General features: G+C 71.9%; 17 protein-coding genes. 9 read left to right on the top strand and 8 right to left on the bottom strand.

The annotated features are described in order from the left end of the window. The first annotated feature begins 110 nt into the window (after positions 1-110). From ACWDS7_RS18765 to ACWDS7_RS18735, 7 genes are all read left to right on the top strand, one after another. On the top strand, positions 111-908 hold the full coding sequence (locus tag ACWDS7_RS18765) for a fumarylacetoacetate hydrolase family protein (RefSeq protein ID WP_451930296.1): 798 nt from the start codon (positions 111-113) through the stop codon (positions 906-908). Beyond that, on the top strand, positions 905-2,200 hold the full coding sequence (locus ACWDS7_RS18760) for an L-fuconate dehydratase (RefSeq protein ID WP_451930295.1): 1,296 nt from the start codon (positions 905-907) through the stop codon (positions 2,198-2,200). The genes ACWDS7_RS18765 and ACWDS7_RS18760 overlap by 4 nt, the downstream gene beginning before the upstream one ends. Then, positions 2,193-2,939 (top strand): SDR family NAD(P)-dependent oxidoreductase, encoded by a 747-nt coding sequence (locus ACWDS7_RS18755; RefSeq protein ID WP_451930294.1) that lies wholly within the window; start codon positions 2,193-2,195, stop codon positions 2,937-2,939. The genes ACWDS7_RS18760 and ACWDS7_RS18755 overlap by 8 nt, the downstream gene beginning before the upstream one ends. A gap of 119 nt (positions 2,940-3,058) precedes the next feature. Next, a complete protein-coding gene (locus tag ACWDS7_RS18750) occupies positions 3,059-4,120 on the top strand; it encodes a sugar ABC transporter substrate-binding protein (protein WP_306864592.1) in 1,062 nt (353 codons plus the stop codon). Further along, a complete protein-coding gene (locus ACWDS7_RS18745; RefSeq protein ID WP_451930293.1) occupies positions 4,120-5,613 on the top strand; it encodes a sugar ABC transporter ATP-binding protein in 1,494 nt (497 codons plus the stop codon). The genes ACWDS7_RS18750 and ACWDS7_RS18745 overlap by 1 nt, the downstream gene beginning before the upstream one ends. Continuing rightward, the gene (locus ACWDS7_RS18740; RefSeq protein WP_451930292.1) at positions 5,613-6,626 is read left to right on the top strand and encodes an ABC transporter permease; all 1,014 of its coding nucleotides are present in this window, start codon (positions 5,613-5,615) and stop codon (positions 6,624-6,626) included. The genes ACWDS7_RS18745 and ACWDS7_RS18740 overlap by 1 nt, the downstream gene beginning before the upstream one ends. Positions 6,627-6,744: 118 nt before the next feature. Beyond that, positions 6,745-7,686 carry an aldo/keto reductase gene (locus ACWDS7_RS18735; RefSeq protein WP_306864600.1) on the top strand — a complete coding sequence of 314 codons (942 nt, stop codon included), beginning with the start codon at positions 6,745-6,747 and terminating at the stop codon, positions 7,684-7,686. 105 nt (positions 7,687-7,791) lie between these two features. On the opposite strand, the gene ACWDS7_RS18730 is transcribed toward ACWDS7_RS18735, so the two are convergent. From ACWDS7_RS18730 to ACWDS7_RS18695, 8 genes are all read right to left on the bottom strand, one after another. Next, positions 7,792-8,262, bottom strand: coding sequence for a MarR family winged helix-turn-helix transcriptional regulator (locus ACWDS7_RS18730; protein ID WP_306864604.1), 471 nt, complete (start codon positions 8,260-8,262; stop codon positions 7,792-7,794). Positions 8,263-8,538: 276 nt separating this feature from the next. After that, positions 8,539-9,294 carry an SDR family oxidoreductase gene (locus tag ACWDS7_RS18725; protein ID WP_451930291.1) on the bottom strand — a complete coding sequence of 252 codons (756 nt, stop codon included), beginning with the start codon at positions 9,292-9,294 and terminating at the stop codon, positions 8,539-8,541. 149 nt (positions 9,295-9,443) lie between these two features. After that, entirely contained in the window at positions 9,444-10,250 is an 807-nt protein-coding gene (locus tag ACWDS7_RS18720; RefSeq protein WP_451930309.1) for a helix-turn-helix transcriptional regulator, read from the bottom strand. A gap of 105 nt (positions 10,251-10,355) precedes the next feature. Further along, positions 10,356-11,348 (bottom strand): Lrp/AsnC family transcriptional regulator, encoded by a 993-nt coding sequence (locus tag ACWDS7_RS18715; RefSeq protein ID WP_451930290.1) that lies wholly within the window; start codon positions 11,346-11,348, stop codon positions 10,356-10,358. A gap of 76 nt (positions 11,349-11,424) precedes the next feature. Beyond that, complete coding sequence (locus ACWDS7_RS18710; RefSeq protein ID WP_306864610.1) at positions 11,425-12,099, bottom strand: FadR/GntR family transcriptional regulator; 675 nt, start codon at positions 12,097-12,099, stop codon at positions 11,425-11,427. Between the two features lie 36 nt (positions 12,100-12,135). Then, a complete protein-coding gene (locus tag ACWDS7_RS18705; RefSeq protein ID WP_451930289.1) occupies positions 12,136-13,155 on the bottom strand; it encodes an MBL fold metallo-hydrolase in 1,020 nt (339 codons plus the stop codon). 103 nt (positions 13,156-13,258) lie between these two features. Continuing rightward, entirely contained in the window at positions 13,259-14,413 is a 1,155-nt protein-coding gene (locus ACWDS7_RS18700; protein WP_451930288.1) for a steroid 3-ketoacyl-CoA thiolase, read from the bottom strand. A gap of 114 nt (positions 14,414-14,527) precedes the next feature. Then, entirely contained in the window at positions 14,528-15,241 is a 714-nt protein-coding gene (locus ACWDS7_RS18695; protein WP_306864614.1) for a TetR family transcriptional regulator, read from the bottom strand. Between the two features lie 193 nt (positions 15,242-15,434). On the opposite strand from ACWDS7_RS18695, the gene ACWDS7_RS18690 reads away from it, so the two are divergent. Both ACWDS7_RS18690 and ACWDS7_RS18685 read left to right on the top strand, forming a co-directional pair. Beyond that, positions 15,435-17,087: a long-chain-fatty-acid--CoA ligase gene (locus ACWDS7_RS18690; protein ID WP_451930287.1), complete on the top strand. Its 1,653-nt coding sequence runs from the start codon at positions 15,435-15,437 to the stop codon at positions 17,085-17,087. Then, the coding region (locus ACWDS7_RS18685; protein WP_451930286.1) for an acyl-CoA dehydrogenase family protein at positions 17,087-17,690 on the top strand (604 nt) is incomplete at its 3' end. The genes ACWDS7_RS18690 and ACWDS7_RS18685, both read left to right, overlap by 1 nt.

The following is a 17,690-nucleotide window of genomic DNA, read 5'->3' as shown; positions in this document are numbered from 1 at the left end:
GGGCTTTGGCGTCCTCCAGCATCACGGAACAAGACATCCGATGTATGACTGAAGGGTGCGGTGTGAAGCTGCTGCGAGTTGGACCCGTCGGCCAGGAGCGACCGGCCGTCATGGACCAGGCCGGTAACCTCCGTGCAATCTCGGATCCCGAGATCGACGGTGCTTTCCTCGCTTCCGGGGGAGTGGCGCGCGTCCGCGAGGCGCTGGAGCGGGACGAGCTGCCCGTGCTGGAGGCCGAGGGGCTGCGGATCGGCGCACCGATCGCCAGGCCCGGGAAGGTCGTGTGCATCGGGCTCAACTACCGCGACCACGCGGAGGAGACGGGCGCCGCGATCCCCACCGAGCCGATCGTCTTCATGAAGGCCCCCAACACGGTCGTCGGCCCCTACGACGAGGTCCTGATCCCCAGAGGCAGCGTGAAGACCGACTGGGAGGTCGAGCTGGCCGTCGTCATCGGCCGGACCGTCCGCTACGCGGAGACCGACGAGGAGGCCCTCGCGGCGGTCGCCGGCTACGCGATCTCCAACGACGTCTCCGAGCGCGAGTTCCAGCTCGAACGCGGCGGCCAGTGGGACAAGGGCAAGTCCTGCGAGACCTTCAACCCGCTCGGCCCCTGGCTGGTCACCGCCGACGAGATCGCCGACCCGCAGGCCCTGGGGCTGCGGCTGTGGGTGGACGGCGAGCCGTACCAGGACGGCGGCACCAAGAACATGATCTTCCAGGTCGCCGAGACCGTCCGCTACCTCAGCCGGTTCATGGTCCTGGAGCCCGGTGACGTCATCAACACCGGCACCCCGGCCGGCGTCGCGCTCGGCCTGCCGGGCACGCCGTACCTGCGCGCGGGCCAGGTCATGGAGCTGGAGATCGACGGTCTGGGCCGGCAGCGGCAGACGGTGGGCCAGGCATGAGCGCCTACCGCATCACCGCGCTGGAGACCTACGACATCCGCTTCCCCACCTCGCTGGAGCTCGACGGCTCCGACGCGATGAACCCGGACCCGGACTACTCGGCCGCCTACCTGGTGTTGAGGACCGACGACGGCGCCGAGGGCCACGGCTTCGCCTTCACCATCGGCCGGGGCAACGAGGTGCAGACCGCCGCCATCAAGGCGCTGGAGCCGTACGTGCTCGGCAAGGACGTCGAGGACCTGGGCAGGCTCTGGAAGGACATGGTCCACGACTCCCAGCTGCGCTGGCTCGGCCCGGAGAAGGGCGTCATGCACATGGCGATCTCCGCCGTGGTCAACGCGCTGTGGGACCTGAAGGCCCGGCGGGCGGGCAAGCCGCTGTGGCTGCTGCTGGCCGAGATGTCGCCCGAGGAGCTCGTCGAGCTGGTCGACTTCCGCTACCTCAGCGACGCGCTCACCCCGCAGGAGGCGCTCGACATCCTGCGCGCCGCCGAGCCGGGCCGCCAGGAGCGGATCGCCTACCTGAAGGAGCACGGCTACCCGGCCTACACCACCTCGCCCGGCTGGCTCGGCTACAGCGACGACAAGCTCCGCCGCCTGTGCAAGGAGGCGATGGCCGAGGGCTTCACCCAGATCAAGCTGAAGGTCGGCGCCGACCTGGAGGACGACCGGCGGCGGATGCGCATCGCACGCGACACCTGCGGCGACGACTTCCCCATCGCCGTCGACGCCAACCAGCGCTGGGACGTGGAGTCGGCCATCGCCTGGGTGAACGCCCTGGCGGAGTTCCGGCCGCACTGGGTGGAGGAGCCGACCAGCCCCGACGACGTGCTCGGCCACGCCGCCATCGCGCGGGGCATCGCGCCGATCCCGGTCGCCACCGGCGAGCACGTGCAGAACCGCATGATCTTCAAGCAGCTCCTGCAGGCCGACGCCATCTCCTACCTGCAGATCGACGCGGCCCGCGTGGCGGGCGTGAACGAGAACATCGCGATCCTGCTGCTCGCCGCCAGGTTCGGCGTCCCGGTCTGCCCGCACGCCGGCGGCGTGGGCCTGTGCGAGCTGGTCCAGCACCTGTCGATGTTCGACTACGTCGCGGTCAGCGGCTCGATGGAGAACCGGGTGATCGAATACGTCGACCACCTCCACGAGCACTTCGCCGACCCCGTGGTCATCAAGAACGGCGCCTACGTCGCGCCGAGCCGGCCCGGCTTCGGAGCCGCCATGCACCCCCGGTCGATCACCGACCACACCTACCCCGACGGCCCGGTCTGGAGGTCCCTCAATGGCTGAGTTCGACGGCCTGCGCGCCCTGGTCACCGGCGGCGGCTCCGGCATCGGCCTGGCCACCGCCACGCTGCTCGCCGCCCGCGGGGCCACGGTGGCCTGCCTGGACGTCAACCCGCCCGGCGAGCCGTTCATCCCGGCCACGGCGGACGTCACCGACGAGACCGCGGTCCGTACGGCGGTCGCCGAGGCGGCCGGGCGGATGGGCGGACTCGACGTCCTGGTGAACAACGCCGGGATCGGCGCGGCCGGCACGATCGAGGACAATCCCTACGAGGAGTGGTCCAGAGTCCTGGACGTCAACGTCCTCGGCATCGTCAGGGTGACCCGGGCGGCCCTGCCGTACCTCCGGCGCTCGGCGAGCGCGGCGATCGTCAACACCTGCTCGATCGCCGCCTCGGCGGGACTGCCCCAGCGGGCGCTCTACAGCGCCTCCAAGGGCGCCATCCAGTCGCTCACTCTGGCGATGGCCGCCGACCACGTCCGCGAGGGCATCCGCGTCAACTGCGTCAACCCGGGCACCGCCGACACGCCCTGGGTCCAGCGCCTGCTCGACGCGGCGCCCGACCCGGCGGCCGAGCGGGCGGCCCTGGAGGGACGCCAGCCGATGGGCCGCCTGGTGAGCGCGGAGGAGGTCGCGGCCGCGATCGCCTACCTCGCGAGCCCGCTCGCGGCCTCGACCACCGGCACGGTCCTGGCGGTCGACGGGGGCATGCAGGGGCTCAGGCTCCGGCCGGCGACCTGAGGTGACGTGCCGCCGGGCGGCCTCCCCGCCGGGCGGCCAGATGATCGGACAGACGGCCGGATGAGACATCGGCCCAGCAATATTTCACCCCCCACATGGTTTCGAATCGAGGCAACGGTATGAAACTCGGAACTGCGGCGACAGGCGCGGCACTGCTCGGGCTCGCCCTCACGATCTCGGCATGCGGCTCGTCGGAGACCGCCGGCGCCGGCAGCAGCGCCAAGCCCGCCGCCGACGCCGGAGCCAAGGGCGGCAAGGTCGGGATCGACTTCCCGCGCGCCGACTCCGACTTCTGGAACTCCTACAACAAATACGTCCCCCAGCTCGCCGCCGAGCTGGGCGTCGACCTGATGCCGCCGACCAACTCCCAGAACGACGTGGCCAAACTGGTCGCCAACACCCAGGCGATGATCGGCCAGGGGGCCAAGGCGGTCGTCATGGCCCCGCAGGACACCGGTGCGATCGCCTCCACGCTGCAGACCCTGGAGAGCAAGAACATCCCGGTCGTCTCGGTGGACACCCGCCCCGACAAGGGCAAGGTCTTCATGGTCGTGCGGGCCGACAACAAGGCCTACGGCACCAAGGCCTGCGAGTTCCTCGGCGAGAAACTGGGGGGCAAGGGCAAGGTCGTCCAGCTCATGGGCGCGCTGTCGTCGATCAACGGCCGGGACAGGGCCGAGGCGTTCGGCGCGTGCATGAAGGAGAAGTTCCCCGGCATCACGGTCTTCGAGGAGCCGACCGAGTGGGACGGCACCAAGGCCGCCTCGATGCTGCAGACCCGCCTCCAGCAGCACCCGGACATCAAGGGCATCTACATGCACGCCGGAGGCGTCCACCTGGCCCCGACTCTGCAGGTGCTCAAGGCCAAGGGCCTGATCGCGCCGCCGGAGGACCCCAAGCACGTCTTCGTGATCTCCAACGACGGGATCCCGCAGGAGTTCGAGGCGATCCGCAAGGGTGAGATCGACGCCACGCTCTCCCAGCCGGCCGACCTGTACGCCAAGTACGCGCTCTTCTACGCCAAGGCCGCGATCGAGGGCAAGACCTTCCAGCCGGGTCCGACCGACCACGACAGCACGATCATCCAGCTGCCGAACGGCCTTGAGGATCAGCTCCCCGCCCCGCTGGTGACCAAGGAGAATGTGGACGACAAGAATCTCTGGGGCAATCAGGTCAAGTGATGACATCTTCTGCTAAGGCGGTTGAAGCGCTCGGGATCACCAAGCGCTTCGGCCCGACCACCGCGCTCAACGGCGCCGGGATCGCCATCACCGAGGGGGAGACGCACGCGCTGGTCGGCCGGAACGGCGCGGGCAAGTCCACGCTGGTGTCCATCCTGACCGGGCTGCAGCGCCCCGACGAGGGAGAGGTCCGCTTCGGCGGGGAGCTCGCGCCGCCGCTGGCCGACCGGGACGCCTGGCGGCAGCGGGTCGCGTGCGTCTACCAGAAGTCGACGATCATCCCCACGCTGACCGTCGCGGAGAACCTCTTCCTGAACCGGCAGACGGACCGGGGCGCGATCAGGTGGGGCGCCCTGCGCACCCGGGCCAGGCAGCTCCTGGAGCAGTACGGCGTGGACGTGGACGCCGACATCCTCGCCGGAGACCTGGGCGTCGAGCAGCGCCAGCTCGTGGAGATCGCCAGGGCGCTGTCGTTCGGCGCCCGGTTCATCATCCTGGACGAGCCCACCGCCCAGCTCGACGGCCCGGCCATCCAGCGGCTCTTCGAGCGGATGCGGGCGCTCCGGGAGCAGGGTGTGACGATGATGTTCATCTCGCACCACCTGGAGGAGGTGTACGAGATCTGCCAGAGCGTCTCGGTCTTCCGCGACGCCCGGCACATCGTCACCGCCCAGGTCGGCGACCTGCCGCACGACCGGCTGGTCGACGCGATGACCGGCGAGACGACCGCCGCCTACGAGTACCGCTCCCGCACGGCCGACGCCTCGGCGCCGGTCGTGCTCGCCGCCCGGGGACTGAGCCTCGGCGGCCGCTACGAGAACGTGGACCTGGCCGTCCGGGCCGGGGAGATCGTCGGCCTGGCCGGCTCGGGCAGCAGCGGCAAGGTCGGCCTGGCCGAGACCCTGGTCGGCCTCCGCCGGGCCGACACCGGCGCGGTGACCGTCAACGGCACCGAGGTCAAGCCGGGCGACGTGCCGTCCGTGCTCGCCGCCGGTCTCGGCTTCGTCCCCCAGGACCGCCACCACGAGGGCTTCGTGCCGCTGCTGTCGATCGCCGAGAACGCCACCATCCCGATCGCGCACAAGCTCGGCCGGTACGGCGTGATCTCCCCGGCGAGACGGCGCGCGCACGGCGCCCGGATGATCGCCGAGCTGGACATCAAGACGACCGGCCCCGACCAGCCGGTGGCCGACCTGTCCGGCGGCAACGCGCAGAAGGTCGTGCTGGCCAGGGCGCTCGCCGACGACCCCAGGGCGCTCGTGGTCATCAACCCGACGGCCGGGGTGGACGTGAAGGCCAAGCACTCACTCCTCGGCGCCGTGGAGGACGCGGCGGCCCGGGGGACCGGAGCCGTACTGGTCTCCGACGAACTCGACGACCTGCGGATCTGCGACCGGGTCCTGGTCATGTTCCACGGCAGGGTCGTGAAGGACGTGCCCCGAGGCTGGACCGACACCGAACTGGTGGCGGCGATGGAAGGTATCGACGACTGATGACCACTACGAAGACGACGCCCGTGGCGACCGCGCCCGCACCGGGCCGGCGGATCCAGCTCGGGCGCTTCCGCGACCTCACGCTGGTCCCGGTGATCGTCGTCCTGCTGATCGCCGGGTCCTTCGTGGACCCGATCTTCCTCACCCCCGGCAACCTGACCAACGTGCTCCAGCAGCAGTCGGCCCTGGCGCTGGTGGTGCTCGCCGAGGCGCTGATTCTCATCGCCGGCAAGTTCGACCTGTCGCTGGAGTCCACCGTCGGCATGGCCCCCGCGGTGGGGGTGATGCTGGTCATCCCGGTGGCGGCCGGTGGGTTCGGCCTGGAGCTCCCCGGGATCCTGGCGATCCCGATCTGCCTGCTGATCGGCGGGCTGGTCGGCGCCTTCAACGGCTTCCTGATCATGCGCTTCCAGCTCTCGGCCTTCATCGTCACCCTGGCCATGATGATCGTCGTCCACGGCCTCCAGCTCGGACTCACCCAGGGCAAGAGCCTGTTCGAGCTGCCCGAGTCGTTCCTCTACCTCGGCAGCGCCATCTGGCTGGGCGTCCCGGTGTCCATCTGGATCACCGGCCTGCTCTTCGCCGCGGCCATCGCCGCGCTCGGCTACTTCCGGGCCGGCCGCTCGCTCTACGCCATCGGCGGCAACGCCGACGCCGCCCGCGCGGCGGGCATCCGGGTCGAGCGGGTCGTCTGGGTCGTCTTCGTCGTCGGCGGCGTGGTCGCCGCGCTCGCCGGAGTGCTGGAGACCGGCCGCCTGGGCGGCATCAGCGCCAACCAGGGCGTCGGCTGGATCTTCATGGCCTTCGCCGCCGCGGTCATCGGCGGGGTCAGCATGGACGGCGGCAAGGGCACGATCCTGGGCGCCCTCACCGGTGTCCTGGTGATCGGCCTGGTGGAGAACATCCTGACGCTGAAGGGCGTCCCCGGCGAGTGGAAGCAGCTGGTCTACGGTTCGATCATCCTGATCGCCCTGATGATCAGCCGCCTCGCCGGCGGCAAGGCGCAGGATTGACGGCGACCGCTCCCCTTCCCGGGCGTCCACGGTCCTCCGGGCCCGTACGGCGGGACACGGAACCGACCACCACCACCCTCCCTCCGAGGGACTACGGCAAGGCGCAGGATTGACGGTCATGACCTTCTCCGTGAGCAAGTACGGCTTCGGCGCCGCCCCGATCGGCAACCTGTTCACCGCCGTGAGCGACGCCGAGGCCCGGGCGGCGGTGGACGCCGCCTACGACGCCGGGTTCCGCCTGTTCGACACCGCGCCCCACTACGGGCTCGGCCTGTCGGAGCGGCGGCTCGGCGCCGCCCTGGCCGGGCGGCCCCGCGACTCCTACACCCTGTCCACCAAGGTCGGCCGCCTGCTCGTGCCGTCCACCGGCGACGGTCCCGTGGGCCGGGACGGCCAGGGCTTCGACGTCCCCGCCGACCTGCGCCGGGTGTGGGACTTCTCGCGGGACGGGGTCCGGCGGTCGCTGGAGGAGAGCCTGGTCCGGCTCGGCCTCGACACGGTCGACGTCGTGCTGATCCACGACCCCGACGACCACTGGGAGCAGGCCGTCTCCGAGGCGTACCCGGCCCTGGCCGAGCTGCGCGACCAGGGGGTCGTCAAGGCCGTCGGGGTCGGCATGAACCAGGCGGAGATGCTCACCCGCTTCGTCCGCGAGACCGGCGTGGACATGGTCATGCTGGCCGGCCGCCACACCCTCCTCGACCAGTCGGGAGCCGAGGAACTGCTGCCGTTGTGCGACGAGCGCGGTGTCTCGGTGGTCGCCGCCGGGGTGTTCAACAGCGGCCTGCTGGCCACTCACGACCCGTCGGGCACCTACGACTACGCCCCGGCCCCCGAGCCGCTGCTGGCCCGTGCCCGCCGCGTCGCGGCCGTGTGCGAGCGCCACGGCGTCACCCTGCCCCAGGCGGCGCTGGCCTTCCCGCTGCGCCATCCGGCGGTCGCCTCGGTGGTCGTCGGCGCGAGGTCCGCCGCCGAGGTCACCCGCAACGCCGGCCTCGTCGCGGAGCCCGTCCCGGAGGACCTCTGGGCCGAGCTCGCGGCCGAAGGGCTGATCGCCTGAGCGGTCCCGCTCCCGCGGGGAGCGGCCGGGGCCCCGCCGCTCATCGCGCGCCGCGGGGCGGGCGGAGCGGGTGAAAAGGCGCGGGCGGGGCGGCGGGGGCAGGGGTCAGTAGCCGCCGAACCAGCCGGGGATGTCGAGCCGGAAGACCTCCGACGGCGTGACCTTGCGCAGGTCGGTCTCCAGCGCGCGCAGGCGCTCCTCCCCGAGCGCCTCCGCCCAGCGGGCCCGCAGGTCGTCGAAGATGCGCGCCGACCGGACGAGGGAGTCGACACCGCGCTGGGTGAGCCGGATGACCTTGCGCCGCGCGTCACGCGGGTCGGAGCCGCGCTCCACGTAGCCGAGCTGCTCCAGGGAGTCGATGGTCTTGCCCGCCGCCTGCTTGGAGATCCCCAGCCGGCGGCCAAGCTCGGCGGCCGTGGTGCCCTCGGGGCCGATCGCCTGGAAGACGAAGCCGTGCATCGGCCGCAGGTCGGGGTGCCCCTGGCGGGCGAGTTCGGCGTGGACTCCGTCGATGAGGACGCGGAAGCCGAGGAACAGCCGTAGCGGCAGCTCGAAACCCGGCGGGTCACTTGGCACGTCGGACCACCTGGCTCGCTGATTCCGGCAACTGGGTTGTCCAATTTAGGAGATTATCCGCCGTCTGTCATCCGCCACGCCGGGAGCCGCCGGCCAGGCCGAGACGCGCCATGGCTGTGGCCTACCAGGACCACCGGCCACAACGCGGGCAATCACGCTGATCTCGACTCCGTGCAGGACCTGGGTCGGCTCCTCGACGGCACGACGTGTCGTTGCCCCGGGCAAGGCTTGGGTAACGCTCACTCCCGCGAGCTGGGCCAGTTCCTCCTCTTGGGATTACCGGTTGGGGAAGGAGCCGACCAGGCCGCCGTCGATCACCAGGTCCTGCCCGGTGATGTAGGAGGCGTCGTCGGAAGCCAGGAAGGCCACGGCGGCGGCGACCTCGGCGGCGTGCCCGATAGTGCCCAGCGGCACCTGCGCGGCGTTGCGGCCGTCGGCCTCCGGGTCGGTGTTGGCGCCGCGGTACATCTCGGTGTCGATATAGCCGGGGCTGACCGAGTTGACGCGGATGCCGCGCGGGGCCAGGTCGGAGCCGAGGGTGCGGGCCAGGTTGTGGACGGCGGCTTTGGTCGCCGAGTAGACGGAGGCGATCGGCAGGCCGCGATACAGCGTCCACGAGGCGTTCAGGACGACCGCGCTGCCCTCCTTCAGCAGCGGGAGTGCCTTCTGGACGGTGAAGTACACGCCCTTGAAGTTGACGTCGGTCGAGTGGTCGAAGTCGGCCTCAGTGAGTTCGGCGCTGGGTTTGAAGACGCCCGTGCCTGCATTGGCGAAGACGGCGTCCAGGTTGCCGCGCCAGGTCTCGATGCGACGCATCAGCGTATCCAGGTCAGCCAGGTCCGCAGCGTCAGCGCGGACGGTCAGCAGGCGTGGCCCGGCGTCGAGTTGGACGGCCGCCCGCTCCAGCCGGGATTCATCACGTCCGGTGATGACGACATAGGCGCCCTCGTCGAGCAGGCGGCGGGCGGTGGCCAGGCCCATGCCGGAGGTGCCGCCGGTGATCAGGACTGTGCGGTTGGTGAATCGCTCCATGGCGCCCATCCTCCGCGGGGAGGCGGAGGCTCAACAGTGCGGGACGAACATGGGCCTGTCACCACCACCTTCATGCGCGGCCCCTCGGGCCGTGGATGTTCCTTGATGTCGCCGCCCGCAGCCCCTGCCGGAGCGCACCATTCGTCGATCTACGTGACTGCGGCCCCCAGCAGGGTGGCCAGCCGCTGCTCTGTGTCCGTGCCCGCCGCCGGCGTGTGCAGCATCAGGCGGTGGCCCGGAAGATCAGGAAGCGTCAATGTGGTGTAGTCGAAAGTGAGGTCCCCGGCATCTGGATGTGTGACGGTCTTGTTGCCGGTCGTCGCGTTGCGGATGTCGTGCTCGGCCCAGATCTCGGCGAACTCGGGGCTGACGGCGCACATGTCCGCGGCGAGCCGTCCGAACTCCGCGTCGTCGGGGTAGCGTGCGGCGTCCGCCCGGAACTGGCCGACGATGGCCTGCGCGGCGTCTCGCCAGTGACACAGCGACGACCGGTAGAGGGTGCCGGCGAAGAAGGTGACCAGACAGTTGTGATCGTCCTCGCCGTAGCCGAAGACCAACTCAGCCGCCTGGTTGACGGCCACCAGGTTCCAGTGCCGGTCAAGCAGGTAGGCGGGACGGGGCAGCCAAGAGTCGATCATCCGGCGCAACCCGTCCGGCACCTGGCGACCCGTCACCGGCGGCATTTGCGGCGGGTTCAAGCCGGCCAGCAGATAGAGGTGTTCGCGTTCGGCAGCGTCCAGTCGAAGCACCCGGGCGATCGAGTCCAGGACCTCTCCGGACACGTTGATCTCGCGACCCTGCTCCAGCCACGTGTACCAGGACACCCCGACCCCTGCGAGTACCGCGACCTCCTCGCGACGCAGCCCGGGGGTACGGCGCGAACGGACGTCACCGACGGCCATGCCGACGTCGGCCGGGGTCACTCGGGCCCGTCGCGACCGCAGGAACCCCCGCATCTCCGCGGAACGTCTGGCCCGCGCTTCGGCGGGGAGCCTCGTGATGTCCACGAGGCCCCATGCTAGGTGGGCCGCTGGCAAGAATCGCAAACCGCGATACGGGCCCTAGCCGACCGGCCCGGCCCAGCGCTCCACCCGGCAGTCCCGCTTGATCAGGAAGGCGCGCTTGAACGTGCGGAGCATCATGGCCGTCTCGACGGCCATGATGCCCGGCAGCCCGCCGATCTCGCGCAGGAACTCGTACAGCTCCGGCCGGCCGGGCAGGGCGACCTGCGCCACCAACTGGTGGTCGCCGGCCACGGCCATGGCGAATCTGACCTCCGGACGGGCGGCCAGCGCGCGCCCCACCGCGTCCACCTCGTCGCCGGCCACCCGCAGCCAGAGCACGGCCTCGGCCGGCAGTCCCAGGCACGCGGGCTCGATCTCGGCGCGGATGCGCAGGATGCCCCTGCGGAGCAGGGCGTCCAGGCGGCGGCGGGCGGTCGACTCGCTGATCCCGGCGGCCAGCGCGACCTCGGCGTGGGTGGCGCGGCCGTCGGTGACCACCGCCGCGATGATCCGCTCGTCGTCGGCGGAGGGTTCCTCGCCCGGGCGCGGGGAGCGCTCCGGCGGGGCGTGCCACTGCTCGCGCAGCCCCTCGGCCTCCTGCGGGGTGAGCACGCCCAGATGCCAGTCGAGGGGCGTGCTGAAGTATTTCAACGCCGGATACGCGGTGCTCCCCAGCACCCCGTCGATCGCCGGGATGTCCCGCAGGAGCAGGTCCACCAGCGTGTCGTCGGCCGCCGAGAGCTCCGCCGCGCAGTCCACCGGGCCGGACAGCAGCGTGACGGACCGGGTCTGGGGCAGCTCGGCCAGGGCCGTCCCCACCTCGACGGCCGATCCGGGACGGCAGCGCACCCGGAGCAGCGCCGAGTCCAGCCGCCGGTCGTCGACCAGTCCGATCACCGAGAGCACACCCGACTCCATCAGCCGGCCCGCCCGCCGGGCCACGTTGCGGGTGGGCTCCCGCAGCACCCGGCCGATCCGGTCCCAGGTGGCCCGCCCGTTCACCTGCAGGGCGGCGACCACCCTGAGATCGGCTCCGTCGAGTGGCTGCATCGGGTCATCCTCGTGGTCGCGGGAGCGGTCCGCCCCAAGAGTACGACTTTGTGATCTTTTCTGGTGGGGGATCGGTTCAGGCGAGGGCGTTGCGGAGCCACTCCTCGACCCCGGCGATGTGGACGGTCGCCCAGGCGCGGGCGACCTCGGGCTGCCGGGCGGCGATGGCGTCGCAGATCGCGGCGTGCTGCTCGCGGGTCTTCTCCAGGGCGTTCTCCTGGGTCAGCCCCCGCCAGATCCGGGCCCTGGTGGTGGGGCCCGACAGGCTCTCTATGAGAGAGCACAGCACCGCGTTGCCCGAGCCCGCCGCGATGCGCTGGTGGAACTCCAGATCGTTGGCGACGAGCTGCTCGACGCTGGGGTCGGCGGGCAGCTCGGAGAGGATCTTGCGCAGCTCGGCGACCTCGGACTCGGTCATCCGCGTGGCCGCCATCGCGGTCGCCGCCGGTTCGAGGATCCGCCGGACCTGGAAGAACTGCAGCACGGTGTCGTCCTGGTGGAAGTCCACCACGAACGACATCGCGTCCAGCAGGAGCCGCGGCTCCAGGCTGGTCACGTAGGTGCCGTCACCCTGGCGCACGTCCAGCACGTTGATCAGGGCGAGGGCGCGGACGGCCTCGCGCAGGGAGTTGCGCGACAGGCCGAGCCGCTCGGCCAGGTCGGCCTCCTTCGGCAGCCTGCTGCCCGGGGCGAGCTCGCCCGCGAGGATCATCTGCTTGATCCTGTCGATAGCGGCGTCGGTGACCGCCACGCTTCACCATCCTCGGGTCCCTCAGACATCGGATGTCTAAGAGTGTAGGGCGTAGCGGACCGGTCCCACCTCCGCCGTGCGGCGGATCACACCTCGGACCTCCAAGGTGCGCAGATGGGCCGCGGCCTCTCCGGCGGCCATCCCCCTCAGCATCGCCGGGAGCTCCTCCCAGGGCCGGTTCCAGGTCATCCGGCCGGCGGTCTCCCAGATGGTGAGGGGCTCGCCCGCCTCGGCCAGCAGGGCGGCGAGCCGTAGGAGTTTCTCCTCGTGGTGCGTGCGGATCTCCACCGCCCGGGCCGCCGTGTCTTGAAATATCCACTCATGAGCGGGCAGGGCTTCGAGCGAGCCCAGGCCCGCCACCTTCGCCAGCGAGTCCAGGAAGTCGCTGAGCGGGTCCACGTCGGTGCGGTCGTAGGGGTAGACGCCGATGTGCGGGGTGATGCCCGGCAGCACGTGGTCGCCGGTGAAGAGCCGGCCGGTGTCCTCCAGGTGCAGGCAGATGTGGCCCGGGGTGTGGCCGGGGGTCCAGACCGTACGGAGCGCGCGGCCGGGCAGGTCGACCAGGTCGCCGTCGCCGAGCGTCCGGTCGGGCAGCGCGGGCGGCTGCGGCCGCTCCGCCGTCACCTCCGCCACCTCGCCCCCGGTGGCCCCCGCCCGGCGCAGCATGTCGGCCTGGAAGGCGCGATGCGCGCCCTCGTCGATGTCGCGGATGAGCTTGACCAGCGCGACGTCGGCCTCGTGCATGGCGATCCACGCCCCCGACTCCTCCCGGACCCGGCCGGCCAGCCCGGCGTGGTCGGGGTGGAAGTGGGTGACCACCACCCCCCGGACCTCGCGGACGTCCATGCCGACGGCGGCCAGCCCGTCCCGCAGCGCCAGCCAGGCCTCTGGGTGGTTCCAGCCCGCGTCGACCAGCACCGGCCCGGCGGGGGACTCGACGGCGTAGACCAGCGTGTAGCCGAGCGGGTTGCCGGGGATCGGGACGGGCACGCTCCACACCCCGCCGCCGACGTCGGTCGGGCGCTGCTCGCTGTAGGGCCTGCGGCGGGATCTCAAATGTGGTGCTCCTCGTTCTTTCACGGCCGCCGCTGTCTCGCGGCCGCCGTCGTCTCACGGTCTTTCCCGGTCGAGGTCTCTCCCCGCCGCCCGGCGACCGCTCTCACAGCCGTTCGAGAACGGTCGCGGTGGCGAGCGCCCCGCCCGCGCACATCGACACCAGCGCGGTGGAGGAGTCGGACCTCTCCAGCTCGTGCAGGGCGGTGGTGATCAGCCGGGAACCGGTCGCGCCGACCGGGTGGCCGAGCGCGATGGCGCCGCCGCCCGGGTTGACCCGGTCCATGTCCGGCCCGTGCACCGACGCCCAGGAGAGGACGACCGAGGCGAACGCCTCGTTTACCTCGAACCGATCGATGTCCGCGACGGTCATGCCCGTGGCGGACAGGACCTTGGCGGTGGCGTCCACCGGACCGTCCAGGTGGTAGTACGGCTCGGCGCCGACGAGCGCCTGGGCGAGGATGCGGGCCCGGGGGCGCAGGCCGTGCCGGGCGGCGGCCTCCTCGCTCATCAGCAGCACCGCCGCCGCGCCGTCGGAGATCTGCGAGGCGGTGCCCGCGGTGTGCATGCCGCCGTCCAGCACCGGTTTGAGCCCGGCCAGCGTCTCGGCGGTCGTCTCGCGCAGTCCCTGGTCCCTGTCCACGGTGCGGCTCTCGCCGGTCGGCCGCCCGTCCTCGCCGAGGACGGGCGCGGTCACCCCGACGATCTCCCGGTCGAACCGGCCCTCGGCCCACGCCTCGGCGGCCAGCCGCTGGGACCGGGCGCCGAACCGGTCGAGCCGCTCGCGGGTCAGCCCGCGCCGCTGGGCGATCCGTTCGGCGGCGGTGAACTGGTCGGGCAGGTCGACGGCCCAGTCGTCGGGCCGGGGCCGGGCCGGGAGCACGTTGCTGCCGAGCGGGGCGCGGCTCATCACCTCGACGCCGCAGGCGATGCCGGCGTCGATGACGCCCGAGTTGATGAGGGCGGCGACCAGGTGCACGGCCTGCTGGGAGGAGCCGCACTGCGCGTCGACCGTGGTCACGCCCGTCTGGTACGGCAGGCCGGCGTAGAGCCAGGCGTGCCGCCCGACGTGCCCGCCCTGTTCGCCCGCCTGGGTGACGCATCCGGCGAACACCTGCTCCACGGCCGCCGGGTCGATCCCCGACCGGTCCACCAGGCCGTTCAGCGCCGCCGCGAGCAGCGCCAGCGGCTTCAGCCCCGCCAGCCAGCCGTTACGCCTGCCGATCGGGGTCCGCACGGCCTCGACGATCACTGCACCCATACGATCTCCTCGCCTGGCGGCCGGGTCCCGGCGCCCGCGAGCCGGTCCCTCGGCGCGTCGCTCTAGAACGTCGCTCTGGTCGTCTTCCGACTGCGACTGTAACGCGTTCTATTTTCAGGCGGAAGAAGGCGGCTGGAAGTCGGCGAGCAGGCGGATGGCGGCGATCTCGATGCGGCGCTGGATCTGCTCGTAGGTGCGCCGGCCGCGGAGCATCTCCAGCAGCTCGTGCACCCAGACGCTGGCCAGGGAGCCGGCGAGGGCGAACTGCTCCTCGGTGGCGGTCTCCGCGGTGAGCTCGTCGGCGGCCACGCGCAGCAGCAGGCTCGCCATGCGGTCGCCGAACGGGGTGTCCACCTCGGCCATGATCAGTGAGCGGATGAGCGCGTCGGCGAGCTCCGGCTCGCGCATCAGGCCGCGGGTGGCGCGCATCAGGATGTCGACGGCCCGGCCCGAGGCCGTGGTGGCGCTGGGCGGGCGGCGCTCGATGCTGCTCTCGAGGAGGTCGATCTCCTCGCCGACGACGGCGACCACCAGATCCATCTTGGAGGGGAAGTAGCGGTAGAGGGTGCCGAGGGCGACCCCCGCCCGCTCGGCCACGGTGCGCATCTGCATGGCCTCGACGCCGCCGCGGGAGGCGAGGGCGGCGGCGGCCTGGACGATGCGCTTGCGCCGCTGGTGCTGGCTCCGGGTGCGGACGCCGGTGGAGGCCGATTCGCTCTGCACGCCAGGTGCCCCCTTGGTCTTGGCCGGTCCGGCGGCGCCCGGGGCCGGCGGGGTGGGGAGGCGCGAGGCGACCGGCGCCTCGGTGGTCGCATGCGGGGTACGCATGAGAACACGTTATCTGATTTCCGGTTGCTCCGATGAGTTACTCGCCAGTCACAAGCGCGGCCCGTCCTTACATGGGATATGCGCTACGTCGGTGTATGTGATGACTTATTGCCACAGATTCCCTATGGACAGATAATAGAATCTGTTCTACTTTTCGGAACGGCTGGCCTGAGCCTCATCGCTGGGAGGCGTGATGTCCGGGAAGACGTTGGCGGAGCTGCTGGAGCGGCGGGCCGGGGACGACCGGCCCGGCCTCCTGTTCGAGGACCAGGTGTGGAGCTGGCGCGAATACGTCGCGGAGTGCCGGGCCAGGGGCGCCTGGATGGACACCCTGGGCCGGGCCGCGCACGTCGGGGCGCTGTTCGACAACGTCCCCGAGATGCTGTTCCTGCTGGGTGGCGCCGCCCTGTCCGGCCACGTGCTCGTCGCGCTGAACACGACCAGGAGCGCCGCCGAGCTCGCCCGTGACGCGGACGCCACCCACGCCGACCTCATCGTCCACGGACCCGCGTACGCGGAGCTCGCCGCGGAGATCGCCGGACTCCGCGGTACGGCGCCGCCTCCCGCCCGCGCCGGTTCCGCCCGCGCCGGCCCCGCGCGGGACGGGGGCGCCCGGACCGGCTCCGCGCAGGACGGCTCCCCGGGGGCCGCGCCGGCGGGTGAGGACGGGCTGGTCATGCTGATCTTCACCTCGGGGACCTCGGGCCGGCCCCGGGCGGTGCGGGTCACCCAGCGGAAGATCGCCGTCCCCGGGGTCAGCCTGGCGGCGATGCTCTCGCCCGAGGACGTCGTCTACTGCTCCATGCCGCTGTTCCACTCCGGGGCCGTCATGGCGGCCTACGCCCCGGCGGTGGCGTCGGGGGCGGCGCTGGTGCTCCGGCGGAGGTTCTCCGCCTCCGGGCTGATGCCCGACGTCAGGCGCTACGGGGTCACCTACCTGCACTACGTCGGCAAGGCGCTCTCCTACGTCCTGTCCACCCCGCCGGAGCCCGGCGACCGGGACGGCACGCTCCGGATCGCCTTCGGCAACGAGGGGAGCGCCACCGCGGTCCGGCGGTTCGGCGAACGGTTCGGATGCCACGTCATCGACGCGTTCGGCTCCACCGAGACCGCGATCGCGATCACCCCCGACCCGGCGGGACCGCCCGGCTGCCTGGGCAGGCTGCCCGACGGCATCGAGATCCGCGACCCGTCCAGCGGGCGCAGATGCCCGGCCGCCGTCATCGAGGACGGCCGGCTGCTCAACGGGGACGAGGCGATCGGGGAGCTGGTCAACACCGAGGGGCCGGGCCTGTTCGACGGCTACTACGACGACCCCGAGGCCGACCGCGAGCGGATCCGGGAGGGCGTGTTCTGGTCGGGCGACCTGGCCTACGCCGACGCGCGGGGCCATGTCTTCTTCGCCGGGCGCGGCACCGAGCGGCTCCGGGTGGACGGGGAGAACCTGGCGGTCGCGCCGGTCGAGGCGGTCGTCCGCGAGTTCCCCGGCGTGATCGAGGCGGCCGTCTACCCGGTGCCCGACGCGGCGGCGGGAGACCAGGTCATGGCGGCCCTGGTGCTCGACGGCGACTTCGACCAGGGGGCCTTCGCGGGCTTCCTGGCCGGCCGGAGGGACCTCGGCCCCAAGGCCATACCTCGATATATCCGCATATGTAAGGAGTTGCCGCAGACCGCTTCGAACAAGGTCGTCAAGCGGGTCCTCGCCGCGGAGGGCTGGCACACCGGCGACCCCGTCTGGTGGCGGCCCCCGGGACAGCCGGGATGGCGGCCGCTGACCCCCGACGACATCACCGAGATCGACGACGAGTTCGTCCGGCACGGCCGGCGGCACCCCCTGGAGCGCTAGTGGACTTCAATCTTGATGAGACCCAGAGTGACCTGCGCAAACTCGCGGCGGAGCTCCTCGACCGGGAGGTGAGCGCCGGCAGGCTGGAGGCCCATGAGGCAAGCGGCGCGCCGTACGACGCGCGGCTGTGGAGCTCCCTGGCCCAGGCCGGGCTGCTGGGCGCGTGCCTGCCGGAGGAGGCGGGCGGCGCCGGGCTCGGGCCGGTCGAGATGGCGGTCCTCCTGCGGGAGGTCGGCGCGCACGTGGCCCCGGTCCCCGTCCAGCAGAGCCTCGTCGCGGCGCTGGCCGTCGCCCGGTACGGCTCCCGCGAGCAGCGCGAGGCGCTGGCCCCCCTGGCCGAGGGCGGGCTGGTGCTGACCTCCGCGCTGCGCGAGCCCGGCCGCGACCTCGGCGCCGCACCCGCCGTGACCGCCCGCAGGGACGGCGGTGGCTGGGTGCTGGACGGGCGCAAGAGCACGGTGTCGTACGCGGCCCAGGCGTCGAGGATCCTCGTCCCCGCCGTCACGGACGGCGGCGTCGGCCTGTTCCTGGCCTCGCCGGAGGCGATGACCCTGCGGCCCGAGTCCGTCTCCACCGGCGAGCCCGCCGCCACGCTCATCCTGG

The sequence above is a fragment of the Streptosporangium sp. NPDC003464 genome, assembly GCF_053588315.1.
Note: the sequence above shows the minus strand (reverse complement) of the source record. Positions and strands in the feature narration are given on the sequence as shown.